Raw genomic sequence first — 25,230 nt, 5'->3', positions numbered from 1 at the left:
CCAGCATGCCGACCTTTCAGCAGTTCGCAATGCCGGACGCGGGCGAGGGCCTCACGGAGGCCGACATCGTCACCTGGTTGGTGGCACCTGGCGACGTCGTCGAGGTGAACCAGCCCATCGTCGAGATCGAGACCGCCAAGTCGCTGGTGGAGCTGCCATGCCCGTATGACGGCGTGGTCTCGCGTCTGCTGGTGCAGGAGGGCGAGACCGTCGAGGTCGGCGTGGCCATCCTCGAGGTGGACGTGGATCCGGACGGCGAGGCGCCTGCGGTGGCTCCCTCCGCGGGTGAGTCCGCGTCCGAGTCGCCATCGGCCGAACCGGTCCAGTCTGCTCGCTCCGCTCGCGAGGACCTCTCGGCCGACGCCGCCCCGTCTGCTCCGCGGTCGCAGGCCGCCGAAGCCAGCACAAGCCCGCAGCCGGCCGATGCTGGGGAGAGTTCGAGCGAAGAGTCCGGGGCCGTGCTCGTCGGGTATGGCGTCAAGGCCGGGTCCGCTCATCGCCGGCCCCGCAAGGACGAGTCCGTCGAGCCTGTCGGCGGCGCGCAGGATCTTGGCGAGTACCCCGTGCTCGCCAAGCCGCCGGTCCGCAAGCTCGCACGAGACCTGGGCGTGGACCTCACGACCATCACGCCCTCTGGCCCGGGCGGCATGGTCACGCGGGAGGACGTCGAGCAGCAGGTCAAGGCCACGTCCGCGCAGACTCTCGCCACGTATCCGGGCGACGAGCAGCAGTGGCTCGCGGCCGGCACGACGCAGTCCGACGGTCGCGCGACCCGCGTGCCGGTGAAGTCGGTGCGCAAGCGCACGGCTGAGGCGATGGTCCAGTCGGCCTTCACCGCTCCGCACGTGACCGAGTTCCACACGGTGGACGTCACCGAGACCATGAACCTGGTGAACCGTCTCAAGCAGGACAAGGACTTCGCCGACGTCCGCGTCACTCCGCTGCTCATCGTCGCCAAGGCGCTGCTGCTCGCGGTGCGCCGTCACCCGGAGGTCAACGCCTCGTGGGACGACGCTGCTCAGGAGATCGTCTACAAGCACTACGTCAACCTCGGCATCGCCGCGTCGACCCCGCGCGGCCTGGTGGTCCCGAACATCAAGGACGCGCACCGGCTCCCGCTGCACGAGCTCGCTCTCGAGCTTCAGCACCTGACGGCGGAGGCGCGCGCCGGCAAGCTCTCGCCCAGCTCGATGTCGGACGGCACCATCACGATCACGAACGTCGGCGCACTGGGAATCGACACCGGGACTCCGATCCTCAACCCAGGGGAGGCGGCGATCCTCGCGTTCGGTGCGATTCGCCAGCAGCCGTGGGTGCACGAGGGCGAGATCCAGGTGCGATGGATCACTCAGCTCGCACTCAGCTTCGACCACCGTCTGGTCGACGGCGGTCTCGGGGCACGCCTGCTCTCCGACGTGGGTCGAGTGATGAACGATCCCGCTCAGGGCCTCGTCTGGGGCTAGTCGTCCACGTGTCCGTGCACGTCGGGTGCACTCGCGCCGAGACGCGCGGTCGCGTCCCTTGCTGTGGAGACCGGGTCACTGGCGGGGTCCAACGGGACGGTGAGGTGGTCGAGCACCACGCCGTTGACCACGTGGTGCAGCATGAGAACGACCGTAGAGTCGCCTGGCAGTCCGCGGTCCCGATAGAACGCCATGTCGTCACGCAGGCCCTGCCGTAGGAACGGAGCGATCAGATCCGCGACGTCTGGTGAGCGCGAGGCCTCGAGTCTCAACTCGATCAGCGCCCGAGCGAGGTCGGGATTGCGCGTCAGTCTCTCGACGACGTATGCCACGTACTCCGGGAGCGCCTCGTCGTCAGGCACGGTCTCGAGCCGTGCGAGCTCCGCGGCCTCGGGGGCGACGCGTTCGAAAATGCGCTGCGCCATGGCGAGCATGAGGTCAGCACGGCGGGGGTAGTAGTTCCCGCACGTGCCGGGCGGCACCGTGGCGGCCCGATCGACTGCGCGGTGGGTGAGGCCGCGGCTGCCCTCGCGGCCCAGGACCTGCAGAGCGGCGTCGATGACCTCGGTGCGTCGTCTCGGGTTCGTTGGCATGGCGCCACCTTACGCTAACCACTACAGGTGTTGTACTCTCGTGATGACCACTGACGGACACATGAGAGGAGTGGCCGATGCGTGATCTCGTCTACTACGTGGCGGCATCTGTCGACGGATTCATCGCGGACGAGGACGGCGACGCCTCGCAGTTCCCGATGGATCCGGACACCGTGGCCGCATTGTTCTCGCGATACCCAGAGACATGCCCGGCTCCGTTGCGCGAGGCGTTCGGCGTCACGGGGGAGCGGCGTCGGTTCGACACGGTCCTCCTTGGCAGGCGCACCCACCAGCCGGCGATCGAGGCCGGATGGCAAGGCGGCGCGTACCCGCACCTCCGACAGATCGTGGTGACGCACCATGACCTGGGCGACACGCCAGGAGTCGAGACGCTCTCCGGGGACGTCGCGCTGGCCGTCGCTCGCCTCAAGGCCGAACCAGGGGATGACATCTGGCTGTGCGGAGGAGCGGACCTGGCCAGCCAACTCATCGACGTCATCGACGAGTTGCAGGTCAAGGTCAATCCGATCCTGCTCGGCGGCGGCATCCCCCTGTTTGCGCGCGGCCGAATGCCACGGAGTGTCGCACTGACGGAGGTCGACCATCTGCCGGGCGACGTCGTGCTCTCCACCTACCGGATGAGCGGTGGCCCCGGACTGGACTCTGAACTCTCGTCGCCCGTCGGCTGACTCGTCCAACGACCCTCGCTACGCTGGAGTCGCCAGGTGAGGGGAGGCGCCAGTGACGCAGCGGCCCGAGGACGAGTCCAGCGCGCGTGCCTCTGCGCCTGATGCGGGGCCGCTGGTTCCCCCCGACGATTGGACCGTGGCCCCTGGCGTCGGGCCGGCAACCCCCTCACCCGTTCCTCCGCCGCAGTTCGGAGCCCCTGCCGGCGCCACCGACGGTGGCCGAGGGTCTCGTCGCGAGCAGCTGCCCAGCATCGAGGGGCTGACGTTCGACCGCGCACGGGAGCTCAACAGTCGTGCTGTCATCGGCATGGTGCTCTCGGGCATCGCCGTGGTGTCGGTGCTCGCATGGTTCGCGGGGGCGCCCACGCCACTGCTGCTCACCGTCGCCGCCGCCATCGGCGGCACCGTGATGGGGCTGCGCGGCTGGGGTGCCGCGCGCCAGGGGTTCGCCTCCAATGGCGGACTGGGACTCGCGGCGGCGGCAGTCGGCGTCCTGGCGCTCACGGGCGTGGTGGTGATCTACGCGCTGGTGATTGCGGCGATCGGCCAGCTCACCGGCTGACTACTCGCCCCACCGGACCTCGACCTCGCGGCCCAGGAACGCGCCGTACTCGCCGAACGCCCGCTCGAACGCGGGGCGGTCCTGAGCGTCCAGGGGCTCCAGCAGCGCGATCTCGACCACGCACGTCCGCGTGCGCAGCGTGCGCTTCCACGTGCCCACCACGCGACCCTCGCGAACCAGGGTGGCGCGGAACACCCCGTTGCGCCCGGGCACGACGGCCTGCAGCTGCTCAGGGCGGAGCATCGCCTCGCGGTCCCCGTAGCCGAGCATGTACTCGTCGAAGCCCGGCGGCACGACGTGCCCGCCCGCGGACGGTGGAATGCCAGCGTCGAGGGCATCGGCCGCCGCCACCATCGAACCCGATGCGGTCTCCACGATGCGCAGCGCCTTCTTCGCGGCGGCGATGCCGGCGCGGCAGTCGCGGATCCCCATCCCGGTCCACCGGGAGAAGTCCTTCACGGTCGCGGGGCCACGGCCCCGGAAGAAGCGCACGGCGATGGTGGCGAGAGCCTCGTCGTGCGCGAGAGCGCGCTGATCGGGCGCCCACTCGTCGAGCAGCGCGAAGGTCTGCTCTTTGCCGCCGCCCGCGGTCTCGCGGCTGGGGGTCACGCACGTGATCCCCACCTGCGACGCGTACCAGAGCAGGTGATAGCCCACCTGGCCAGGCGTCGGGACGCCCGCATCGGCGACCGCCTGGAGGCACTCCGATCGCGACAGGCGCTTCCCTCCCCGCAGGGCGCCCTCGAGAGCGGCATTCGAGCGCTCGACGGTGTCCTCCGTGATTCCCAGGTACTCCCGCCGTCCGGCCGCGCCGGCCAGCGGCTTGGCGGACATGAGATCGAGCATCCACCGCGCGTCGCGCGAGGGGACCAGGTGCACCGTGCCACGCATGGGCCACGTCCTGAGCGCCTCACGGTTCTCCAGTGCCTGAACGATGTCGTCCTCAGTGCGACCCGGCAGCCGGATCCCCAGCGACCACAGCCCGCTCGCGAGATCCTGCGCCTGCATGGCCCCCATCCACGTGACGACCTCGCCCACCGACTCGTGAGGATGGTCGCCGCCCAGCAGCAGCGCACGCATGCGGAGGGCGCGGACGTCGGACTGAGTCAGAGTGCTCATGCCGCTCACGCTAGTGCCGCGGGACGACCGGAGTTCGCCGAGACCGCCTCTCTCGTGACGGATCTGCGCAAGTGTCGATTCTTGACTTGCCCTCGGGCACTCAACGCACGTGAATCGACACTTGCACGATGACAGTGCGCCAGGCTCGGCCCTCGAGCGCCTCAGAGATCACCTCGCGGGCCCCGCGCGCGGGAGCCAGTCGAGTCCCACCGGCCCTTGGCGACCCGTGTGCACGGTGTGACAATCGCAGCCATGGCCACGTTCGACTGGGCACGGCGCGACCGCGAGGACCTCGCGCAGGTCGCGGCGGTCGTGCGGGCGTGGATGGACTACGCGGCCGAGGCCCCGCTGTACCGCGCACTGGCGGGGGCGATCGCCGACGACGAGGAGATGCTGCGGCTGGTCGCGCGGATCGACAATGTGCCGCCGCTGAATCTGCTGTTCGCGGGCGTGAAGCTGATGCTGCGGACGGACGATGCGCTGGCGGCCTGGTACCCCCACCTCGTGGCGGGGGAGGCGCGCTCCCCGGACGGCGCCTTCGCCGCCTTCCGCGAGTACGCGCTCGCCCACGAGGAGGCACTGGTCCGCATCGGCCGCGAGCGACGCACCCAGACCAACGAGGTGGCGCGGGCCGCTGTGCTGCTGCCCTGGCTGCCGCGCACCGAGGCGCCGCTGCACGCGATCGACATTGGAGCATCGGCCGGCCTCAATCTGTGTCTGGACCGCTTCGCCTACCGGTACCGTCGTGACGGCGACGCGACTCGCCTCGGCGATGGCCCGTTGCTGCTCGACTGCGAGGACCGCGGGGGATTCGCGCTGCCTCCCGAGCCGCCGAGGCTGGCAAGCCGCACCGGCATCGACCTGCACCCCATCGACCCCGCCGATCCGGACGCGGCGGCGTGGCTCGAGGCCCTCGTCTGGCCGGACCATCAGGACAGGCTCGAGCGGCTGCGCCACGCCCTCGAGCTGCGACGGTCGGTGGGGGTGCGGATGGTCGCGGGCGACGCCGCCACGGTGCTCGCGGACGTGGAGCGCGCGATGCCACCCGGCCCGCTGGCGGTGTGGCACACCATCGCGCTCTATCAGGCCGATGAGGGGGCGAGGGTGGACATCGACGCGGCGGTCGAGGACGCGGCCCGCCGGCGCGACGTGACCCGGGTGGGGTTCGAGCCGGTCGAGGAGAGCCTGCATCCTGTGGTCCGGGTCGGACCCTCGTTCGACCATGCCGAGACCGTCGCGGTGGCGCACTCGCACGCCCGGTGGATCGACAGGCCCCCGTTCTGACGAGAGGGGTGGGCTATCCCTCGAGCGCCTCGGAGACCACGTCGCGCGCCGCCGCCTGGACCTCGCCCAGGTGGGACTCGGAGATGAACGACTCGGCGTAGATCTTGTAGACGTCCTCGGTGCCGGACGGGCGTGCGGCGAACCACGCATCGGCCGTCGTGACCTTGAGCCCGCCGATGGCCGCGCCGTTGCCGGGCGCGTTGGTCAGCTTGGCGGTGATGTCCTGGCCCGCGAGGCTGGTCGCGGAGACCTGCTCGGGCGACAGCGCCTTGAGGGTGTCCTTCTCCGCCTTGGTGGCGGGAGCGTCGACGCGGGCGTACCAGCTCTCGCCGAGCTCGCCGACGATCTCCCGGTGACGCTCCGTGGGGGTCTTGCCCGTGGCCCCCGCGATCTCAGAGGCCAGCAGGCACAGGATGATCCCGTCCTTGTCCGTGGTCCACACGCGGCCGTCGCGGCGCAGGAACGAGGCGCCTGCGGATTCCTCGCCGCCGAACCCGACCTCGCCGCTCAGCAGCCCGGGCACGAACCACTTAAACCCCACCGGGACCTCCTCGACGGTGCGGCCCAGCTGCTTGCCGACGCGGTCGATGAGGCTCGAGGACACGAGGGTCTTGCCGATGCGGGCATCGCTCGGCCACTCCGGGCGCGCACCGCCGTAGAGGTAAGCGATCGCGGTGGCCAGGAAGTGGTTGGGGTTCATCAGCCCGCCGTCGCGGGTGACGATGCCGTGGCGGTCCGCGTCCGCGTCGTTGCCGGTCGCGATGTCGTACGGGGCGTCAGGGTCCTCCATGAGGGCGCGCAGCCCCGCCATCGCGTACGGAGACGAGCAGTCCATGCGGATCTTGCCGTCCCAGTCCAGGTGCATCTTGGGCCACGCGGGGTCGACGGTCTCGTCGACCACCGTGAGCTCAAGCCGGTGCTCCTCGGCGATCGCTCCCCAGTAGTCGACGGCCGCGCCGCCCAGCGGGTCGGCGCCGATGCGGAGACCGGAGTTGCGGATCGCCTCGATGTCGATCACGTTCGGCAGGTCACGGACGTAGTTGGCCATGAAGTCGTGGGGCTTGACCTGCGGGGCGGTGCGCGCGAGCGCGTAGCGGACGCGCGGGATCTGCCGCCACTTGCCGCCGACGAGGAACTCGTTGGCGCGGCGAGCGATCCACCCGGTGGCGTCCGCATCGGCCGGACCGCCGTGAGGCGGGTTGTACTTGAAGCCGCCGTCGCGGGGCGGGTTGTGCGAGGGGGTGACGACAATGCCGTCGGCGAGGCCGGCGCCCTCCGTGCGCAGTCCCGAGGAGGACGTCGCGCCGTTCGCCACGAGGATCGCGTGACTGACGGCGGGGGTGGGGGTGAATCGGCCGCGCGCGTCGACGCGCACCTCGACCTCGGCGGCGACGAGTACCTCGATGGCACTCTCCATCGCCGGCATCGACAGCGCGTGGGTGTCGATCCCGAGGAACACCGGGCCGTCGGTGCCCTGCTTTCGCCGGTACTCGACGATCGCCGCGGTCGTGGCGACGATGTGCGCCTCGTTGAAGGCGGTATCGAATGCGCTGCCACGGTGACCCGAAGTTCCGAACACCACCTGCTGGTCAGGTTCGGAGGGGTCGGGCACCAGGTCGTAATACGCCGCCAACAGCGCTGACGCGTCGATGAGGTCCTGGGGCTGGGCGAGAGTTCCTGCGCGCTCATGCATGGTGCCCACTCTCCCACCATGGCGGGCCGTCCGGCAATCGGAGGATCCTCCTCAGGCAGGTCACGAGACGTTTACGGTTGCGTCAACGTCTGACAAAACCGCCCGGTGAGCGCGCTAGGCTTGGCGCGTGGCCGCGAAGCGCAAGGACAGGGCGTCCCCCTCGGCTGGCGATGGGGACGTGACTGCCGAGACGAGCCCGGTCGGCGAGGTCGCCGAGCGGGCGCCCGCTCCTGCGCGCAAGCGACCGCTCAGCTCCGCCGCCCGACGCCGCCGCTCGGTGAAGGAGCCGGAGGATCTGCGGGGCGCTGCGGCGCTGATCGTGGCTCACAACGAGGCGCGGCGCATCGCGGCCACCGTGCGGGCCGCCCGCGCCATCCCCGGAATCGACCTGGTGCTCGTGGTCGACGACGCCTCCACGGACAACACGCAGGAGCTCGCCCGCAAGGCCGGCGCCGTCGTGGTGCGTCACTCCCATCACCGCGGCCGCACCGCGTCCGTCGAGACCGGCGCCTCCGTGATCGCCATGCGCGACGAGCCAGGGCGGCACGCCCGCGCGATCCTGCTCCTCCCCGGCGGCCTGGGTCAGCATGCGATCGGCGCCGCGCCGCTGGTCCCCGCCGTCACGGAGCACGTGGCGGACCTCGCGATCGCCATGACCGAGGTTCCTGGCAAGGCTCCCAGCGCATCGGCCAAGGCGGCCAGGCGCGCCGTCGAGCGCGCCTCCGGCTGGGTGCCGACCGAACCGCTCGGGCCCATCCGCTGCCTGACCCGGGAGGCGCTTGAGGCCGCCATCCCGCTCGCCCACGGCGGCGGGCTCGAGGTGGGGATGACCATCGACGTGCTGCGTGCCGGGCTGACAGTGACCGAGGTCGAATGCGAAGTGCGGCACAAGCCGCAGGGGCCGGCCGGCCGGTCGGCGCCCGCGCGAGCCACCCAGTACCGTGACGTCATGATGGCCGTGACCGCCCGCCGCCTCCGAGGCTCGCTCGAGGGCACGCGTGATGCCGTGGGACGGCGGCGCTCGAGCGCGGCCGTCGCGACCGACAGCGCCGCCACTGCCTCCGATGCGGGCTCTGCGTCCGCGGAGGAAGGCCAGTGAGCGACGAGCCGGTGAGCGACGCTCCGCGGTACGCGTACCTCGGCCCCGAGGGCACCTTCACCGAGGCCGCGCTGCGCATGATGGTCCCGGCGGATCAGGCTCACTACCTGCCCGTGATCGACGTGCCGACCGCGATCGCCGCCGTGCGCGAGGGCGAGGCCGACTACGCGGTGGTCGCGATCGAGAACACTGTCGAAGGTGGCGTCACCGCCACGCTCGACACGCTCGCGGAGGGGTCGCCGCTGGTGATCCTGGGCGAGACGGTGCTGCCCGTGGCATTCGAGCTGCTCGTGCGCCCCGGAGTGCGGGTCTCGCGGATCAGGCGCGTGAGCGCGCACTCGCACGGCTGGGCGCAGGTGCGCCGCTGGGCGCATGCGACCCTGCCCGAGGCGACGTTCGTTCCCTCGTCGTCCAACGCTGCGGCCGCGCGCCTGCTGGCCGACTCGTCGGTGCCCGCGGACCAGGTGGGCTTCGACGCGGCTCTGGCGCCCCCGGGAACGGGCGCTGCGCTCGGCCTCGAGGTGCTCGCGGACAGGATCGCGGACAACGTCAACGCGGCCACCCGGTTCGTCCGGGTGGGGCGCCCCCAGGAGCCGCCGGCACCCACGGGAGCAGACAAGACCACCCTCGTGGTGCACCTTCCCACCGACCGGTCCGGTGCGCTGTTGGAGATGCTCGAGCAGTTCGCGGTGCGCGGGGTCAACCTGTCACGCATCGAGTCGCGCCCCATCGGCGAGCGACCCGGCGAGTACTCGTTCTCGATCGATGCGCTCGGTCACATCGCGGAGCAGCGCATGGCCGAGGCTCTCATCGGGCTCCGTCGGACCTGCCCGGTGGTCCGCTACCTGGGGTCATACCCGGCGGTCCACCGCGAGGTGACCCCCATCGCCACGGGCACCGCTGATGCCGACTTCGCATCGGCACGCGCGTGGGTCGACGAGCTCAGGCTCGGCCGCCACGCCTGAGCGGGTGACGAGGACGACGGCCTAGCCGACGTCGGCACCGGCCTCGATGGCTGCGGTGGCCTCCTTGGCCTCCTGGGCTTCCTTCGCGTCCCTGGCACCGCGTGCCTCATCGATGGGCACCCGCACCGTGAGGGCGCCGTGCTCGACGAACGCCGTCACCCTCTTCGCACGCCCCAGGGACTCACCGTCGACCTGGACGCGATACGGCGCGTCCATCTCGATCTCGACCTTCTCGCCGCGCGCGTGGTCGATGCGGGACACCCGCCACGCTCGCAACAGCTCCGACTGCTTGATGCCGGCGCCCTGGGCGATCACCGAACCGAACAGATCTGTCCACCCGACGATGCCTGCGCGCGCGTCGAGCGTCGCGATGTCGAGCTGGCCGTCGGTGATGGAGGCATCGGGAATGAGCTGGAGCCCGCCCGGCAGGCGCCCGGCGTTCGCGACCAGCACCGTGCGCATCTCGTTCTGCACGGGCTCGGCTCCGTCGATCGACACGGAGGCGGTCATGCGCTTGTCGTGGAGGTGGCGCAGCGCCGCGAAGAAGTACGCGAGCCAGCCCAGACGCCGCTTGAGCGTCGGGTTGGTGCTCGCCACCATCTCCGCGTCCATGCCCGCCCCCGCCATCACCAGGAACAGGTAGCGGCCGTCCTCGCCGTGGCCGGAGAACGCCCTCTCGATGTCCAGATAGCCCACGTCCACGGTGAGGTCGTCGCCGTCGAGGACGGCACGCAGCAGCGCAGGGGTGTCGCCCACGGGGAAGTCGAGGTTGCGAGCGAAGAGGTTGCCGGTCCCGAGCGGCAGGATGCCCATCGTGGCGCCCGTCCCCGCGCAGGCCTCGGCGACCGCGCGCACGGTGCCGTCGCCGCCCACGGCGACCACCACATCGGCGCCCGCGGCGATCGCGTCTCTCGCCATGCCGTAGCCCGGGTCCTCCTCCGTGGTGTGGAACCACATCGGCTGCGGGAGGTAGCGGATCGAGCAGGCGCGCAGCGCCCGCTCGTGCATCTCCTGCACGCCCTCCTTGGTGGGGTTCGCGATGAAGGCGATCGACGGCTTGTCAGGTGAGTCGGCCGTGAAGCGCCCCGAGTTCCCGGGGATGGTGGAACGCACCATGAGGACGCGCCGCCACATGCGGGGAACAGCGAGGGGGTCACGTGCGCCGAGGCTTCTGACCAGGGTGATCGCCATGACGAGCGCGACCAGGCTGATGCCCAGAGCGACGGACCCAAGGATGGTGCCGAGCATGGGCTGAGCCTACGCTCCCACGGCTAGACTCGCGGGCATGATCGACCTCAAGCTGCTGCGTGCCGAACCCGACGTCGTGAGGGAGTCCCAGCGTTCTCGCGGGGCGGATCCGGGCGTGGTCGACCAGGTGCTCGAGGCCGACGCGACTCACCGTGCGGCCCTGGCGGACTTCGAGGCGCGCCGCGCCGAGCAGAAGGCGCTAGGCAAGGAGGTCGCCCAGGCCTCGGGCGACGCGAAGCAGCAGCTGCTGGTCCGCACCAAGCAGCTCGCGGCCGAGGTCAAGGAGCTCCAGGCGAGCGCCGATGCGGCCGCTGGCCGGGCCGTCGAGCTCGCCCGGTCACTGGGCAACATCCCTGAGCCGGGCGTGCCGAGCGGCGGCGAGGACGACTTCACGGTGCTGCGCCACGAGGGCAGCCCGCGCGACTTCGCGGCCGAGGGCGTCGAGGTGCAGGACCACCTCGCCATTGGAGAGCGCCTGCGCGCGATCGACATGGAGCGCGGCGCCAAGGTCTCCGGCGCGCGGTTCTACTTCCTGACCGGCATCGGGGCTCGACTCGAGCTGGCGATCCTCAACGCCGCGATGGGGCTCGCCCAGGACGCGGGCTTCACTCCCATGATCACGCCGACCCTGGTGCGCCCCGAGACCATGGCCGGCACCGGGTTCCTGGGGGCTCACGCGGACGAGATCTACTTCCTCGAGCGCGACGAGCTGTACCTCACGGGCACGTCGGAGGTGGCGCTCGCGGGCTACCACACGGACGAGATCCTCGACCTGTCGGAAGGCCCGCTCCGCTACGCCGGCTGGAGCGCCTGCTACCGCCGCGAGGCCGGCTCCGCAGGCCGGGACACGCGCGGCATCATCCGCGTGCACCAGTTCCACAAGGTCGAGATGTTCAGCTACGTCACGGCGGCCGATGCGGCGGCGGAGCACGCGCGCTTCCTCGAGATCCAGGAGCGCATGCTGCAAGCGCTCGAGCTGCCGTACCGCCTGATCGACACCGCCGCGGGCGACCTGGGCTCCTCGGCGGCACGCAAGTTCGACTGCGAGGCGTGGCTTCCCAGCCAGGAGCGCTGGATGGAGGTCACCTCGACCTCGAACTGCACGACGTACCAGGCGCGCCGGCTCGCGATCCGCGAGCGCGGCGAGAACGGCACCACGCCGGTGGCGACCATCAACGGCACCATCGGCACCACCCGGTGGATCGTCGCGCTGCTCGAGAACCACCAGCAGGCGGACGGCACCGTCTACGTGCCGGAGATCCTGCGTCCCCACCTGGGCGGCCTCGAGTACCTCGAGCCCGTCGCCTGATCCTGAGCCGCGCATCGGCGCGGCACGCGTGGGCTGTGCACTGATGGTCGCGCCCTCGGTGGGTGCGCCACGCCCATCCGTCGCGTCTGCACTGATGGTGTGCCGTCGCGTCAGAGCCGAGCGCACAACCGAGCGGGCGGCGCCGTGCCAGGGCCCGAGCGGGTGGGGGTTCACATCGGCGTCACCTGGCCGTCGTAGGCTCATCGCATGAGCCAGGCCCCCGACCAACTGCGACCACCTCTCGACAACGACTCGTGGCGACTGGTCGGTCTCGACATCGACGGCACGCTGATGCACTGGGGCGGGGACATCACGCCGGCCGTGGTGCGCGCCGTCGAGCAGGTGCGCATGTGCCGCAACCACGTGATCCTTGCGACCGGTCGGAACATCATCGGCACTATGCCGGTCGCGCAGGCACTCGGGATCCGTCGGGGATGGGCGGTGTGCTCGAACGGCGCCGTGACGATCCGCCTCAACCCCGCGAGTCCTGGCGGCTATGACATCGTCGAGACCGTCACGTTCAACCCCCGCGCTGCGCTCGACCTGATCCGAGAGGAGATGCCGGACGCGTTCTTCGCGGTGGAGGACCTCGGCGTCGGGTTCCGCGTCAACCGTGAGTTCCCCATGGGGGAGCTCGTCGGACGCCAGCGCGTGGTCGACGACTTCGATGACCTGGCGCAAGGAGAGGCGACCCGCGTGGTGATCCGCGCGCCCGGCGTCGACGTGAGCCACTTCGACGACCTGGTCCACCGGATCGGTCTCAGCGACGTCACCTACGCGGTCGGTTACTCGGCGTGGCTGGACCTGACTCCCCCGAATGTGTCGAAGGCGTCTGCTCTCGAGGCGCTGCGTCGTCAGCTGGGGGTCTATCCCGATCACACGGTCGCGGCGGGCGACGGCAACAACGACACCGAGATGCTGCGGTGGGCGGGGCACTCGGCCGCGATGGCCACTGCGCCTGAACACGTGCGGGATGTCGCCGATGAGGTGCTCGGGTCAGTCGAGGAGGACGGCATCCTGCCGCTCCTGGAACGACTGATCGACCCCGACCGGCTCGCCGTCCTCTAGCGCCCCGGGGCCTCGCGGTCCGCTCCCGCGCGGCGCCGCTCTCCCCCTGACGCGCACGACCCCCTAGGCTCGTGTCATGACGTGGCTCACGACCCCTGCCCACCACCGTTGGCTCGAGGCGGAGGCCGACCGCCTCCTCGAATTCGGGGCCGGCAGCGCCGACCCCAGCGGCGGATTCGGCTGGCTGGATGAGGCCGGCGAGCTCGTCGAGAGCCACGACGTGGAGCTGTGGATCACCTGCCGCATGACTCACAGCTACGCGCTCGCGACGCTCATGGGGCGGCCGGGTGCCACCGCGCTCGTCGACCACGGGCTCGACGCGCTGCGCGGTCGGCTGCGCGACCACGAGCACGGTGGCTGGTTCGCTGCGGTGGGCCCGAACGGCCCCACCAACACGGCCAAGGAGGCGTACGGGCACGCCTTCGTGATCCTCGCCGCCGCATCGGCCACCGCCGCCGGGCGACCCGAGGCCCGCGAGCTGCTCGATGAGGCGATCGCCATCCACACCGAGCACTTCTGGGACGACGAGGCAGGCATGAGCCGGGAGGCCTTCGCGCGGGACTGGTCCGGCGAGGAGAACTACCGCGGCATCAATGCGAACATGCACACGCTCGAGGCATACCTCGCCGCTGCGGACGTCACCGGGAACAAGGACCTGCTGCAGCGTGCCCTGCGCATCGCCGAGCGCGCCGTCCACGTGTACGCCCGCGGCAACGGCTGGCGCCTCCCCGAGCACTTCGACGCCCACTGGGAGCCCGTGCTGTCATACAACGAGGACTCGCCGGCGCATCCGTTCCGTCCGTACGGCGCGACCATCGGGCACTGGTTCGAGTGGGCGCGCCTCACGCTGCAGCTGGCGGCGTCCCTGCAGCAGTCCGGCCTCGCTCACCCCGAGTGGATGCGCGAGGACGCCTGCGCCCTGTACGACGCGGGCGTGCGCGAAGGCTGGAGCGTCGACGGCGCCACCGGGTTCGTCTACACCGTGGACTGGGAGGGCCGCCCCGTGGTCCGCGAACGCATGCACTGGGTCGCGGCCGAGGCGATCGGCGCCGCCGCCGTGCTGTGGCAGGTGACGCGCCTGCCCATCTACGCGGAGCAGTATCAGCGCTGGTGGGACTACGTGGGAGAGCACCACCTCGACCGCGAGGGCGGCTCGTGGTGGCACGAGTTGGGACCCGACAACCGCGTGTCGCGCACGGTGTGGGAGGGCAAGGCGGACATCTACCACGCCCTCCAGGCCACGCTCATCCCGCGCCTGCCTGCCTCGCCCGCGCTCGCGGCCTCGCTCGCGGCGGGCAACCTGCGCTGAGCTGACCCCCTCAGAGCGGCCGATGCGAGGGCCGGCTGGGTCAGTCGGCGACGGTGAGCACGACCTTGCCGAACACGCCGCCACCGTCGAGCGCCCGATGCGCGTCGCCCGCGCGCGACAGCGGCACGGTGGTGTCGGTGATCGGACGCACCTGCCCGGGGACGAGCGGCCACACGTGCTCCCGCACCCCCGCAACGATCGCGCGGCGCTCCTCGAGGGGGCGTGACCTGAGAGTGGTGCCGATGATGCGGGCTCGACGCATGAGCAGGCGGCCGAGGTCGAGCTCCGCACGAGCGCCGCGCTGGAGGCCGATGACGACGAGCCGTCCTCCGATCGCGAGCGCATCGAGGTTGCGCCCCAGGTAGGCGCCGCCCACGACGTCGAGGATCACGTCCGCTCCGCCGGCGTCGGTCATGATGCTCACGAAGTCGTCGGCACGATAATCGATCGCGCGAGCGCCGAGGGCCGCGCACCGCGCCGCTCGCTCTGGGCCGCCCGCGGTCGCCCACACCTCCATGCCCAGCGCCGCGGCGATCTGAATCGCGAGGTGCCCCACGCCGCCCGAGCCGCCGTGCACGAGCACGCGCTCCCCAGCCCGCGCATCGGCCGCCTGAAGGTTGGACCACACGGTGCATGCGGCCTCGACGAGGCCTGCCGCCTCCACCATGGTCAGACCGGCGGGGATCGGGAGCGCGAGGCCGGCGTCGACCGCGACCTGGTCCGCGTAGCCGCCCCCTGGCAGCAGGGCGCACACCTGATCGCCCACCTGCCACGACGTCACGTCGGCTCCGACGGCCGCCACGACGCCGGCGACCTCGAGCCCGGGCCACGGCGGAGCACCCGGCGGCGACGGGTACAGGCCCTCGCGCTGCAGCAGGTCGGCGCGGTTGACTCCCGCCGCCGCCACCTGGATCACGATGTCCTGGGGACCCGGCTGAGGAGAGGGCGCCTCGTCGAGGATCAGCACCTCCGGACCGCCGAATCCGTGCAAAGTGGCGATTCTCACACCATTACTCCTGTTTCTTCGCGTCATAGTCGGGCCCCTGTACCGTCTCTGTCCATAGCGAGCCCCAGGATTACAGGTTCTCGGCGGGGCGGCCGATAACTGTGGAGTCCTCACGCTGTGTAGCGTGTCCGGCGTTCGGAAGCCACAGTCGTGGCGGCTCATGAGGGAGAGAGTAGATGCTCCAGAGGCTAGGTATCCGCGGGAAACTCCTCGCGGTGGTCGCGGTGCCCATTCTGGTGCTCGTGTTGGCAGCCGGGTTCATTGGTTTCGGCTCGCTGCAGGACCTCAGTTCGGCGCGCAACGCCGAAGCGCTCATCGACACGCTCGACCGCGCCCGCACCCTGCGATCCGATCTTCAGGATGAGCGAGCGGCGACCGCGAACTTCGTCCACGTCGCGCAGGACACCGAGACCAAGCTCAACGAGGCGTACGGGTTCACCGACACCGCTCTCGCGAGCCTCGACACGGCCATCGCCGAGTCGGGTGCCGAGGACCCTGACGCGCTTCGCGCTCAGCTGGATGCCGCGATCTCCCGCGAAGGCGGTTCCTACATGGCCGCCGAGCGCGGTCTCGAGATCGGTCCCGCCACGGAGGAGTCGGGCGGCTGGGCGGTGTTCCCCGCCGAGGACGAGATCACTCAGATGCAGGCCGGCTACGCCGCCGCCGTCGAGAACGTCAATGCGCTTGACGAGTCGCTCTCCGAGGACCTTGGCCTGTCGACTCTGCTCTCCGCCCTGGCGTTCCGTCTCAACGTCGAGAGCGAGTTCGCCACGAGCCTGTTCACCGAGCCCCTCGCGTACGTCGAGCCGATGGAGGCCGCGGCCGCCAGCGTCGATGCGGGCGTCCAGGCCCTGCGCGGCTCCGCCGCCGCGCTGGGCGGCAGCGAGGAGAACGCTCAGGTGGTCGCCGCCCTCCTCGAGGGCGAGGACGCGGTTGCGAGCATGCCCGAGATCCGCGCAGATGCGCGGACGCTGGGCACGGGACCCGTCTCGCTGACGGCCTTCTACACCGGAATCATCGAGACGATCGTGTCCTCCTCCGATGACGTCGCCGTCGCGATGGCCGACCGTGAGCTCGTGTCGACCGTCCAGGCGTACGGCGACATCGACTCACTGGTCGAGAACATCAAGCACGAAGAGGTCGTGTTCCAGCGGCTCATCCGTGCAGGACGGTTCCTCCCCGGCGAGGCGGCACAGGCGCGCACCATGGCGACCGCGACCGACATCGCGCTCGCGGAGGCCCAGGACGCGTCAGCCGGCATCTCGGGGGCCGACGAGGTCCCCGCCTTCGGATCGGACACGGACGAGACCACGAACTTCGCCTCAGTGCGTACCCAGGTGCTCACCGGCCTCGACTCGTCTCTGTTCACGGCCCGCGCCGCGGACTGGTCCGGCTTCGTGGCGGACGAGCTCCGCGTCTACGAGCCTCTTCGCGAGGACATGTGGTCGCGGGTCGAGTCCGGCGCGTCCAGCAACGCCCAGAACGCGCTGCTGTCGACGATCGTGACGATCGTCGCGATCGTCACGGTCATCATCGTGTCCCTCGTCATCGCGCTCGTCATCGCGCGTCGCATCATCGGACCGCTGCGACGCCTGACCACGACCGCCACCGCCGTGCGCCAGGAGCTGCCCCGACTGGTGGAGCGCGTCGCGATCCCCGGCGAGACCGTCGACGTCTCCGAGGTGCAGATCCCCGTCGAGTCCCGCGACGAGGTGGGACGACTGGCCGAGGCGTTCAACGGCGTCAACGCGGCGACGCTCGCAATCGCCGGCGAGCAGGCCGCGCTGCGTGGCTCGATCTCCGAGATGTTCGTCAACGTGGCCCGTCGCGACCAGGTGCTGCTGAACCGTCAGCTGTCCTCGATCGATGAGATGGAGCGCTCCGAGGACAACCAGGAGACGCTCACCAAGCTCTTCGCGCTCGACCACCTCGCGACCCGGATGCGCCGGAACTCCGAGTCGCTGCTGGTGCTCGCAGGCATCGACACCGGACGCCGCCTGCGCCGTCCCATGCCGCTGTCCGACGTGGTCCGCACCGCATCGTCCGAGATCGAGCTGTACGAGCGAGTCCAGCTCGAGCTCGACGCCGACCCCGCCATGCTCGGTCACTCCGCCCTGACGGCGGCGCACCTGTTCGCGGAGCTGCTGGAGAACGCGACGGTGTTCTCCGACCCCGGGACCGCCGTGGTGGTCCGCACCTTCGAGCGCGGCGACGAGTACGTGGTGGAGGTCGAGGACTCCGGCATCGGCATGACCGAGAAGGAGCTCGACGCCGCCAACGCGCGCGTCGCCTCCACCGCCGCATCCGAGATCCTCGGTGCGCAGCGCCTGGGACTGTTCGTGGTCGGTCGCATTGCGCGCCGTGTCGGCGCTCACGTGGAGCTGAAGTCGGAAGAAGGCGCGGGCACGCTCGCGACCGTGACCATGCCGCGGGCTCTCTTCGCGAAGGACGACGCACCGGCGCCCCAGCACGTGTCCTCCAACGCCATCGACGAGACGCTGCACGCCCCGACCGCCCTCGTCTCGCACGATGAGGCGGAGGAGATCACCGAGACCACGCGCCTTCCCGAGCGCGCCGGTTCCCGAGTCGATGCCTACACGCCCACGGCAGTCGAAGAGGGCGTCAGCCTCGCGGGACGCGGTGGCGCCGCCGACTCCGACCCGGATTCGATCGACGCTCTCATCGCCGCCGACGCGGCGAACGCACCCGTGGCGGAGGCGACCAGCCCCGAGGACCTGACGAGCGGCGCCTCGGCATCCGGGCTCCCCGCACGTCGCCGCCGCGAGGCCCCGTCTCCCGCGGACGCCCAGCGGGAGCGGGCGTCCATCGTGGGACTGCCTGCCCGGGCGACCGATGCGCAGCTGTCCGCCCTCGAGGCGGAGCAGGCGGGTGGCTTCATGCCCTCCATCTCGCCTGCCGAGATCACGCCCCAGTCACCCGAACAGCGCTCGTCGATGTTCCGCGGCTTCCGTTCGCGTCGCGAGACCGAGCAGGAGGCGGCGGAGTCTCCACAGACCTCGTTCGGGCCTGAGCTGCCCAAGCGCGAGCCGCTGCCGGCTCCTGAGCTCGAGCCCGATGACGCAGTCGAGTTCGAGGCGGACGACAGCACCGACTCCGCGCCGCAGGCAGACGCGGCCGAGGTCGCGGGTGCAGCGGGTGCTGCCGCGTTCTTCGCGCGCCGCGACCGCGTGCCGTCCGACGTCGACGCCGAGAGCGCCGCCGCACCGGCCTTCGAGCCCGCCGTCCCGGACCTGCAGGGCCACGAGCTCCACGAGAACGCGCCGCACGGCGATGTGCACGACGATGACGTGCCGGAGGGCGAGGCGAGCGCCAGTGTCCCGTCGGCACCCAGTGCGGACGAGTCCCTTCCCGTGTTCCGCATGCCCAAGCTGGACATCACCCCGTCTCCCGTCGCCGAGAGCACGCCCGAGCCTTCCGCGGCCGACACCGCGGTGTTCGAGTACGACGACGTCCCCGAGCAGGACCAGGCCGCGGCTCCGGTCGCCGATGCGGGACCGTTCGTGGTGCCGTCTCTCGAGGCGGACGAGGACGACGAGGTGGCCTCGGCCCCCTTGTACGAGCCCGAGCCCGAGCCCGAGCCCGAGCCCGAGCCGGCGCCGTACGGCGGCGTCGAGCAGGTGTCGCTGGTGGACGACGACGTGCCGCACGTCCGCTCTCCGTACGACGCACTCGGCAGTGACCATGCGGGCACTGATGACGCGAACGACGTCGGCTCCGCGCCGTACGACGCTCCTGCCGCGTATGACGCTCCTGCCGCGTATGACGCTCCTGCCGCGTATGACGCTCCTGCTGCGTACGAGGCCCCCGCCGCGTACGACGCTCCGCCCGCCACCAGTGATGACGCTCGGCCGTGGGATGCAGACTCCGCCCAGGCCGCGACGCCCGCCCGCGAGTCCGTGTTCGCTCCCGGGTTCATGACGAGCCCGCAGGCGCCCGCTGGCGATGACGCTCCCGAGGCCGATGCGCCTCGAGAGCCGCAGGCCGCGACGCCCGTCGAGGGGGCCGTTCCCGGCCACTCCTCCGACACTCCGTGGGATGGTGAGCCTCAGCAGCCCACGTCCCAACGCAGCCCGAGCCTCGATGAGCTGATCCAGAGCGCCGTCGACGACGAGACAGAGCAGCGCCCGGGGTTCTTCTCCCGGCTGTTCGGCAGGGGACGACGCGGCGACTCCGTCGCTGACCAGTCCACGCCTGCGAGCGCCGGCGCACCTGCGGGGCTGTGGGCCGCCACGGACGCGCCTCGATCGGTGCCCAGCGCAGCGCCCGCCTCGGCGGCCGGCGGATTCGTGCCGACGACGGACTCCGCACCGCAGCCGGCCTCGTGGCAGTCCGCACCTGAGGCCGTATCGGCCCCCGAGAGCGAGCCCCCGAGCCGCGCATCGGCCCCCGCACCGTGGGAGGCCGCGCCGACGTCGTTCGCGCCCGAGGCGTCCTCGCCTGCCCCCGAAGCCGTCCAGCCGGAGCCGTCGGCGTCCGCGCCCTGGCTCCAGTCCGCGCCACAGGCCGACGCACCCGCACCCTACGCTGATGGCGCCGCACCGCAGCACCCGGCCCCGTGGGAGCGTCCCGAGCCCAGTGCGCCCGTCGAGCCCTCGTACGGGGCCCCGCAGTCGTTCCAGCCCGACGCGGGCGCGAGCGCCGAGTCGAACGCGTGGGATGCGTCGCAGACGGTGAGCTCTGCTGAGCCGCCGTCGGCGTCGAGCGCGTCAGCGTTCAGCCCCGATGAGCTGGCGAAGCCGTCCGGATGGGAGGCCGCGGGCGCGAGTGCGCTTCAGGCCGCCGAGCCGGAGGGCGCGACCACCTATCAGCCGGTGATCCAACCGGACAACGGCGGCGATGGCATCGGCGGCGCGGATCTCACCAGCGCCGTCTTCTCGGAGCTCAGCTCTCTCGCGGCCGAACGTCCCAAGGTCGAGAAGACGCGTGCGGGCCTGCAGCGCCGTCGTCCCACCGACGCGGAACCCGTCGAAGTCACCCCGATCCAGGAGGACGCCTCGCTGGCGCCTGCGGACCGGGATGCCGACGCGGTGCGCAGTCGGTTCAGCTCTTTCTACTCCGGCACGAAGAGGGCTCGCGATGATGTCGCGGCCTTCGAGCGCCAGACCGAACCTGCGGAGGCCTCCGACTCATGAGAGCCTTCGCGAGTACCATCCCCACCATCGAGAACTCGCTCCGTCCCCGGAGCGGCCAATGCAAGGAGACGCAGTGACCGAGCTCAGCACCGAGGCCACCAACTTCGGATGGCTGCTGGACAATTTCGTCCAGACAGTCCCCGGGACGCGACACACGCTGGTGGTGAGCGCGGATGGACTGCTCATGGCGATGTCCAAGAACCTTGACCGCACGGGTGGCGACACTCTGGCCGCCGTCGTGTCCGGCATGGCGAGCCTCACCCGCGGCGCCGCACGCCAGCTTCAGGCAGGGGAGGTGCGGCAGTCGATCATCGAGATGGACGAGCTGTTCCTGTTCCTCATGAGCGTGTCGAACGGCTCGGTCCTCGCCGTCGCCGCCGACTCGACGTGCGACGTCGGCCTCGTCGGCTACGAGATGACCCTGCTCGTGTCGCGCACCGAGAACGCCCTCACGCCGCAGCTCATCACGGAGATGCGCCAGAACCTGCCCACCGACGGACACACGCGCTCCTAAGGAGGGGCAGCCGCCATGACAGACGCGATGACGCCATACGGCGACGACGAGACCTACGCGGTCCGTCCGTACGCCGTCACCGGCGGCCGTGTGAGTGCGGCGAGCAAGGACCTCCCGATGGAGGCCCTCGTCGAGGCGCGCTCCGATCCCCAGACTTTGAAGGGGTTGACCCCGGAGAAGAAGAAGATCCTGCAGCTCGCTGCGGGTGAATATCAATCCATCGCCGAGCTCTCGGCCCACACCCGGCTTCCGCTGGGAGTGGTCCGCGTGCTGGTGACGGACCTTGCTGAAGAAAACCTACTGACGATCTACACCGGCGGAACGGCCGACGACACGTCCACCCACGACGAGTCCGGCGGCCTATCCCTGAGTCTTCTGGAGAGTGTCCTTGATGGCATCGCAGCCCTCTGACGCGGCGGTCGCGACCCCCGCGCCTCATACCGCCCCTACCGTCGTCAAGATCGTCATCGCCGGCGGCTTCGCGGTGGGTAAGACCACCTTCATCGGCTCGATCTCCGACATCGACCCGCTGAACACCGAAGCCGCTATGACGGAGAAGTCGATCGGCATCGACGATGCCGGCGGCGTGACCGACCGCAAGACCACCACCACGGTGGCCATGGACTTCGGGCGCATCGCGCTGCCCGGATCGCTGTGGCTGTACCTGTTCGGCACGCCTGGACAGGACCGCTTCCTGTTCATGTGGGACGACCTGGTGCGCGGCGCGATCGGCGCCGTGGTGCTCGTCGACACCGAGCGTCTCGACCAGTGCTTCCCGGCCGTCGACTACTTCGAAGGCCGCGGCGTGCCGTTCGTGGTGTGCGTCAACTGCTTCGACGGAGTCGCTCGCCACACGCTCGAGGACGTCCGTGAGGCGCTCGGAATCCCCGAGGGCACGCCCATCATGTACACGGACGCCCGCGAGAAGGCTGCGACCAAGCAGGCGCTCATCGCGGTGGTCCAGCTCGCGATGCGTCAGCTCTCGAAGTAGTCCCCATCCAGACGGCCGATGCGTGCGCAACGGCGCGTGCGCATCGGCTGGCAGTCCGCGCAGGCGGCGCGGGGATAGTCTGGACGCTGTGATCTATCTCGACGGCTCCGCGCTCTGCAGGTTTCTGCCGGGTGTGAAGTTCTTCGACGAGTGGAACGCCTGGGCCGTGCCGCGCATCGACGACGTCGCGATGACCCAGTTGGGACTCACCGAGCTGCGTCAGGCCGCGGAGCTGTTCCCGCGCGAGACCAAGGGGCACGCGTACGACATCGTCGACCAGGTGCGGCGCACGATTCCGGTGATCCGCTTCTCCGACGAGAACGTGTCGGTGTCGACCCACGCGGCGGCAGTGCTGAAGCCGTTCGCCGCGCTTCACCTCGGGGCCGCCGTCGCCCACCCGGCGATCGACACGGTCGCGACCTACGACGCGGAGTTCGCGCAGGCCGCCGAGCTGTACGAGCTGGCGGTGGTTTCACCCGGACTGCCGCAGGGCTGGCACAATGGCACGGCTGGCGCGTAGCACGCGCCGAGGAGAGTTGACCGAGCGGCCGAAGGTGACAGTCTTGAAAACTGTTGAGGCGTAACCCGCCTCCGCGGGTTCGAATCCCGCACTCTCCGCTCCTCCGCCGGGGCGCCGGGCTGTTTTGCCCCGCGTGCCATGCGACCGGTACGCTGTCCAGGACCAATCGGGAGACGTGACTGAGCGGCCGAAAGTGCATCCCTGCTAAGGATGTGATGGGGTAACCCATCCGTGGGTTCAAATCCCACCGTCTCCGCCACGAGAACGAGCGGCCTCCCACGGACGGGCGGCACTCGGCGAGGCTGTATACTCGTGACTCGGCCCGCGCGGCCGTGCGCCCGTAGCTCAACGGATAGAGCATCTGACTACGGATCAGAAGGTTGGGGGTTCGAATCCCTCCGGGCGCGCTTCATGACTCAAGCTCCTGCCGCTCCTGCGGTGGGGGCTTTCGTCGTCTCTGCCCCTGACGCACGGGCCGCGCGTCGCGATTAGAGTCGTCGGCATGAGCGCTCTCATCACCCTCGCGGACGAGTACTACGCCTACCGTCAGACCACCGATATCAACCGTCACCTGTGGGACTGCTCGCTCGAGCAGCTCGAGCACTGGGAGGACGTCGCCCCGGACGCCGTCGCAGCCCGGCAGGCCCGCCTGCTGGAGTTCGCTGACCGTGCCGACCGGCTGGTCATCGACGAGCACGACCCGATGCAGCTCGCGCTGCGCGACTCGATCGCCTTCACTGCGCGGTCGAAGGCCCATCAGCTGACGTGGGATGCCGAGCTGCAGGCGATCAATCCCGCGATGGGGCTGATCCCGCTCGCCATGGTGTTCATCAGTCGCTTCCCGTTGCGCACGGACGAGCACGGCGAGCAGTACCTCCGGAAGATGAGCGGCCTCGCCCCGCTCGTGGACGACCTGGTGGCCGCGCTGCAGGCGGCGGCGCTCGAAGGGCGTGTGGCACTCGCCCGCCACCTGAGCGCATCGGCCGATGCGCTCGAGGCGTATCTGGCCGCGCCCGTGGGCGAGGACGATGCGCTGACGGCTCAGGCACCGCCGCTCGAGTCCACCGACCCGGAGGACTGGAAGCGCCGGCTGGCGGGCATCGTCGAGGCGGAGGTGCGGCCCGCGCTGCGCCGCTACGTCGAAGCGCAGCGGGCGCTGGCGGAGCGGGGCCGCGACGACGATCACCCCGGGCTGGTGCACCTCGACGGAGGCCTCGAGCACTATAAGGACCTGGTGTGGGCGCACACCACGCTGCCGCTCGAGCCCGCCGAGGTTCACCAGCTGGGCCTCGAGGTCGTCACGGCGCTGGAGGAGGAGTACCGCGAGCTCGCGGGGCCGCTGCTCGGCACCACGGACAACGCGGAGATCTATGCGCGGCTGCGGGACGACGAGGAGATGCACTACCACTCAGGCGAGGACATCGTCCGGGACGCGACCCGCGCACTCGAGCGCGCCACCGAGGCGGCCCCGGAGTGGTTCGCGCATCTGCCGCGATCCGCCTGCGTGGCGGTCGCGATCACCTCGGGTCCGGTGGCGTTCTACTCGGCGCCGGCGGCCGACGGCTCCAAGCCAGGCGAGTTCTTCTTCAACGCGGCTGACCCGAGCGCATGGTCGACCTACGAGCTCGAGGCGATCACCTATCACGAGTCGATTCCGGGCCACCACCTGCAGTTCGCGCTGCACGCCGAGTCCACCACGCTCCACCCGGTGCTGCGCCACCTGAACGTGACGGCATACCTCGAGGGATGGGGCCTGTACACGGAGCGCCTGGCGGACGAGATGGGGCTGTACACCTCGGACCTGTCGCGCGTGGGAATGCTGGCCGCCGACTCTCTGCGCGCCTGCCGCCTGGTGGTCGACACCGGGCTGCACGCTCTGCGGTGGACTCGCCAGGAGGCGATCGACTACATGGCAGCGCACTGCCCGCTCAGCATTCACCAGATCACCGCCGAGGTGGATCGCTACATCGGACAGCCGGGCCAGGCACTGGCCTACATGATCGGGCGCCGCGAGATCCAGGCGATCCGCCGTGAGGCCGAGCCGGCGTCGGAATTCGACATCCGCGAGTTCCACGATCAGGTGCTGCGGTACGGAATGGTGCCGCTGACGACGCTCCGCACTCTCGTGCTCGGATAGCCCGCTTCTCACCGCGCGCGCAAGGGCGCGGATCGCTAGCGTGTGAGCATCGGCGCTGACCGCGGCCCGCCGGGCCGTCCCGGCGCCGATCTGGGCCTAGGGGGCTGTCATGGAATTCCTCGAGAACTTCGTGTCGATCATGCTGTACACCCTGTGGATCATGGTGATGATCTCGTTCTTCGTGATCGTGATCAGGATCATCATGGATGTGTTCCGCGATCGCGATCTGAGCGGGTGGGGCAAGGCCGGCTGGCTGATCCTCATCGCGCTCGTGCCCGTGCTGGGCAGCGTCATCTACTTGCTGGCCCGCGGGACGGGCATGGCCAGGCGCGACGTCGCGGCGGCGCAGGCGATCCGTGAGGCTCAGGTCGACTACACCAAGGGCCTGATCGAGGAGGCCGGGGGCGCTGCGGGACAGATCCGCGCGGCCAAGGAGCTGCTCGACGCGGGAGCCATCACCGCTGCGGAGTACGAGGCGCTCAAGGCGAAGGCCCTCAGCTAGCGCGCA

The 25,230-nt window shown here is 70.5% G+C and carries 21 protein-coding genes and 3 tRNA genes; 19 read left to right on the top strand and 5 right to left on the bottom strand.

Annotated features, from left to right (window positions below; genetic code table 11):
- Positions 1 to 5 precede the first annotated feature (5 nt).
- Entirely contained in the window at positions 6 to 1,463 is a 1,458-nt protein-coding gene (locus QQX02_RS05755) for a dihydrolipoamide acetyltransferase family protein (protein ID WP_301141817.1), read from the top strand.
- On the opposite strand, the gene QQX02_RS05750 is transcribed toward QQX02_RS05755, so the two are convergent.
- Complete coding sequence (locus tag QQX02_RS05750) at positions 1,460 to 2,056, bottom strand: TetR/AcrR family transcriptional regulator (protein WP_301141816.1); 597 nt, start codon at positions 2,054 to 2,056, stop codon at positions 1,460 to 1,462. The two genes, QQX02_RS05755 and QQX02_RS05750, sit on opposite strands and share 4 nt — an antisense overlap.
- A 77-nt stretch (positions 2,057 to 2,133) precedes the next feature.
- Between QQX02_RS05750 and QQX02_RS05745 the strand changes: the two genes are divergently transcribed.
- Together QQX02_RS05745 and QQX02_RS05740 are read left to right on the top strand one after the other, a co-directional pair.
- Complete coding sequence (locus QQX02_RS05745; protein WP_301141814.1) at positions 2,134 to 2,745, top strand: dihydrofolate reductase family protein; 612 nt, start codon at positions 2,134 to 2,136, stop codon at positions 2,743 to 2,745.
- A 52-nt stretch (positions 2,746 to 2,797) separates the two neighbouring features.
- On the top strand, positions 2,798 to 3,307 hold the full coding sequence (locus QQX02_RS05740; RefSeq protein WP_301141812.1) for a hypothetical protein: 510 nt from the start codon (positions 2,798 to 2,800) through the stop codon (positions 3,305 to 3,307).
- Here the strand turns inward: QQX02_RS05740 and QQX02_RS05735 are convergent, their stop codons facing one another.
- Positions 3,308 to 4,426, bottom strand: a complete 1,119-nt coding sequence (locus QQX02_RS05735) for a winged helix DNA-binding domain-containing protein (protein ID WP_301141811.1) — start codon at positions 4,424 to 4,426, stop codon at positions 3,308 to 3,310. It lies immediately after the preceding gene.
- A 252-nt stretch (positions 4,427 to 4,678) separates the two neighbouring features.
- Here QQX02_RS05735 and QQX02_RS05730 point away from each other — a divergent pair, with 252 nt between their 5' ends.
- The gene (locus QQX02_RS05730; RefSeq protein ID WP_301141810.1) at positions 4,679 to 5,710 is read left to right on the top strand and encodes a DUF2332 domain-containing protein; all 1,032 of its coding nucleotides are present in this window, start codon (positions 4,679 to 4,681) and stop codon (positions 5,708 to 5,710) included.
- 13 nt (positions 5,711 to 5,723) lie between these two features.
- On the opposite strand, the gene pgm is transcribed toward QQX02_RS05730, so the two are convergent.
- Entirely contained in the window at positions 5,724 to 7,403 is a 1,680-nt protein-coding gene (pgm, locus tag QQX02_RS05725) for a phosphoglucomutase (alpha-D-glucose-1,6-bisphosphate-dependent) (protein ID WP_301141808.1), read from the bottom strand.
- Between the two features lie 127 nt (positions 7,404 to 7,530).
- Here pgm and QQX02_RS05720 point away from each other — a divergent pair, with 127 nt between their 5' ends.
- The gene (locus QQX02_RS05720) at positions 7,531 to 8,502 is read left to right on the top strand and encodes a glycosyltransferase family 2 protein (protein ID WP_301141806.1); all 972 of its coding nucleotides are present in this window, start codon (positions 7,531 to 7,533) and stop codon (positions 8,500 to 8,502) included.
- Positions 8,499 to 9,467 carry a prephenate dehydratase gene (gene pheA, locus QQX02_RS05715; protein WP_301141805.1) on the top strand — a complete coding sequence of 323 codons (969 nt, stop codon included), beginning with the start codon at positions 8,499 to 8,501 and terminating at the stop codon, positions 9,465 to 9,467. Before QQX02_RS05720 ends, pheA begins: the two co-directional genes overlap by 4 nt.
- Positions 9,468 to 9,488: 21 nt before the next feature.
- On the opposite strand, the gene QQX02_RS05710 is transcribed toward pheA, so the two are convergent.
- Positions 9,489 to 10,715, bottom strand: coding sequence for a diacylglycerol/lipid kinase family protein (locus QQX02_RS05710; RefSeq protein WP_301141804.1), 1,227 nt, complete (start codon positions 10,713 to 10,715; stop codon positions 9,489 to 9,491).
- A 37-nt stretch (positions 10,716 to 10,752) separates the two neighbouring features.
- Between QQX02_RS05710 and serS the strand changes: the two genes are divergently transcribed.
- The 3 genes from serS (at position 10,753) to QQX02_RS05695 (ending at position 14,401) form a co-directional block, all read left to right on the top strand.
- On the top strand, positions 10,753 to 12,024 hold the full coding sequence (serS, locus tag QQX02_RS05705) for a serine--tRNA ligase (protein WP_301141803.1): 1,272 nt from the start codon (positions 10,753 to 10,755) through the stop codon (positions 12,022 to 12,024).
- Positions 12,025 to 12,231: 207 nt separating this feature from the next.
- Positions 12,232 to 13,092, top strand: a complete 861-nt coding sequence (locus QQX02_RS05700) for an HAD family hydrolase (RefSeq protein WP_301141801.1) — start codon at positions 12,232 to 12,234, stop codon at positions 13,090 to 13,092.
- A 76-nt stretch (positions 13,093 to 13,168) separates the two neighbouring features.
- Positions 13,169 to 14,401, top strand: coding sequence for an AGE family epimerase/isomerase (locus QQX02_RS05695; protein WP_301141799.1), 1,233 nt, complete (start codon positions 13,169 to 13,171; stop codon positions 14,399 to 14,401).
- A gap of 40 nt (positions 14,402 to 14,441) precedes the next feature.
- Here QQX02_RS05695 and QQX02_RS05690 read toward each other — a convergent pair whose 3' ends face one another.
- Positions 14,442 to 15,407 (bottom strand): NAD(P)H-quinone oxidoreductase, encoded by a 966-nt coding sequence (locus QQX02_RS05690; RefSeq protein ID WP_301141798.1) that lies wholly within the window; start codon positions 15,405 to 15,407, stop codon positions 14,442 to 14,444.
- A 176-nt stretch (positions 15,408 to 15,583) separates the two neighbouring features.
- Here QQX02_RS05690 and QQX02_RS05685 point away from each other — a divergent pair, with 176 nt between their 5' ends.
- From QQX02_RS05685 to QQX02_RS05640, 10 genes are all read left to right on the top strand, one after another.
- Positions 15,584 to 20,560 (top strand): sensor histidine kinase, encoded by a 4,977-nt coding sequence (locus QQX02_RS05685; RefSeq protein ID WP_301141797.1) that lies wholly within the window; start codon positions 15,584 to 15,586, stop codon positions 20,558 to 20,560.
- Positions 20,561 to 20,633: 73 nt separating this feature from the next.
- On the top strand, positions 20,634 to 21,074 hold the full coding sequence (locus tag QQX02_RS05680) for a roadblock/LC7 domain-containing protein (RefSeq protein WP_436968501.1): 441 nt from the start codon (positions 20,634 to 20,636) through the stop codon (positions 21,072 to 21,074).
- 15 nt (positions 21,075 to 21,089) lie between these two features.
- The gene (locus QQX02_RS05675) at positions 21,090 to 21,485 is read left to right on the top strand and encodes a DUF742 domain-containing protein (protein WP_301141795.1); all 396 of its coding nucleotides are present in this window, start codon (positions 21,090 to 21,092) and stop codon (positions 21,483 to 21,485) included.
- On the top strand, positions 21,466 to 22,065 hold the full coding sequence (locus QQX02_RS05670; protein WP_301141794.1) for a GTP-binding protein: 600 nt from the start codon (positions 21,466 to 21,468) through the stop codon (positions 22,063 to 22,065). The genes QQX02_RS05675 and QQX02_RS05670 overlap by 20 nt, the downstream gene beginning before the upstream one ends.
- Positions 22,066 to 22,153: 88 nt before the next feature.
- Positions 22,154 to 22,585 carry a hypothetical protein gene (locus QQX02_RS05665; protein WP_062137608.1) on the top strand — a complete coding sequence of 144 codons (432 nt, stop codon included), beginning with the start codon at positions 22,154 to 22,156 and terminating at the stop codon, positions 22,583 to 22,585.
- Between the two features lie 10 nt (positions 22,586 to 22,595).
- Positions 22,596 to 22,683, top strand: a tRNA-Ser gene (locus QQX02_RS05660).
- Between the two features lie 71 nt (positions 22,684 to 22,754).
- Positions 22,755 to 22,844: transfer RNA gene (locus QQX02_RS05655), tRNA-Ser, on the top strand.
- Between the two features lie 75 nt (positions 22,845 to 22,919).
- Positions 22,920 to 22,992, top strand: a tRNA-Arg gene (locus QQX02_RS05650).
- 95 nt (positions 22,993 to 23,087) lie between these two features.
- Positions 23,088 to 24,722 carry a DUF885 domain-containing protein gene (locus tag QQX02_RS05645; protein ID WP_301141790.1) on the top strand — a complete coding sequence of 545 codons (1,635 nt, stop codon included), beginning with the start codon at positions 23,088 to 23,090 and terminating at the stop codon, positions 24,720 to 24,722.
- Positions 24,723 to 24,831: 109 nt separating this feature from the next.
- Positions 24,832 to 25,224, top strand: a complete 393-nt coding sequence (locus QQX02_RS05640) for a PLDc N-terminal domain-containing protein (protein WP_301141789.1) — start codon at positions 24,832 to 24,834, stop codon at positions 25,222 to 25,224.
- Positions 25,225 to 25,230 lie beyond the last annotated feature (6 nt).

The sequence above is a fragment of the Demequina muriae genome (genome assembly GCF_030418295.1).
Classification (GTDB): domain Bacteria; phylum Actinomycetota; class Actinomycetes; order Actinomycetales; family Demequinaceae; genus Demequina; species Demequina muriae.
Note: the sequence above shows the minus strand (reverse complement) of the source record. Positions and strands in the feature narration are given on the sequence as shown.

Excerpts from the sequence above, each read along its gene's own strand:
- QQX02_RS05745 (WP_301141814.1), top strand. The coding sequence starts at position 2,134 with ATGCGTGATCTCGTCTACTACGTGGCGGCATCTGTCGACGGATTCATC.
- QQX02_RS05670 (WP_301141794.1), top strand. The coding sequence starts at position 21,466 with ATGGCATCGCAGCCCTCTGACGCGGCGGTCGCGACCCCCGCGCCTCAT.
- QQX02_RS05695 (WP_301141799.1), top strand. The coding sequence starts at position 13,169 with ATGACGTGGCTCACGACCCCTGCCCACCACCGTTGGCTCGAGGCGGAG.
- QQX02_RS05640 (WP_301141789.1), top strand. The coding sequence starts at position 24,832 with ATGGAATTCCTCGAGAACTTCGTGTCGATCATGCTGTACACCCTGTGG.
- QQX02_RS05645 (WP_301141790.1), top strand. The coding sequence starts at position 23,088 with ATGAGCGCTCTCATCACCCTCGCGGACGAGTACTACGCCTACCGTCAG.
- QQX02_RS05685 (WP_301141797.1), top strand. The coding sequence starts at position 15,584 with ATGCTCCAGAGGCTAGGTATCCGCGGGAAACTCCTCGCGGTGGTCGCG.
- QQX02_RS05730 (WP_301141810.1), top strand. The coding sequence starts at position 4,679 with ATGGCCACGTTCGACTGGGCACGGCGCGACCGCGAGGACCTCGCGCAG.
- QQX02_RS05750 (WP_301141816.1), bottom strand. The coding sequence starts at position 2,056 with ATGCCAACGAACCCGAGACGACGCACCGAGGTCATCGACGCCGCTCTG.
- QQX02_RS05755 (WP_301141817.1), top strand. The coding sequence starts at position 6 with ATGCCGACCTTTCAGCAGTTCGCAATGCCGGACGCGGGCGAGGGCCTC.
- QQX02_RS05710 (WP_301141804.1), bottom strand. The coding sequence starts at position 10,715 with ATGCTCGGCACCATCCTTGGGTCCGTCGCTCTGGGCATCAGCCTGGTC.
- QQX02_RS05700 (WP_301141801.1), top strand. The coding sequence starts at position 12,232 with ATGAGCCAGGCCCCCGACCAACTGCGACCACCTCTCGACAACGACTCG.
- pgm (WP_301141808.1), bottom strand. The coding sequence starts at position 7,403 with ATGCATGAGCGCGCAGGAACTCTCGCCCAGCCCCAGGACCTCATCGAC.
- QQX02_RS05675 (WP_301141795.1), top strand. The coding sequence starts at position 21,090 with ATGACAGACGCGATGACGCCATACGGCGACGACGAGACCTACGCGGTC.
- QQX02_RS05735 (WP_301141811.1), bottom strand. The coding sequence starts at position 4,426 with ATGAGCACTCTGACTCAGTCCGACGTCCGCGCCCTCCGCATGCGTGCG.
- serS (WP_301141803.1), top strand. The coding sequence starts at position 10,753 with ATGATCGACCTCAAGCTGCTGCGTGCCGAACCCGACGTCGTGAGGGAG.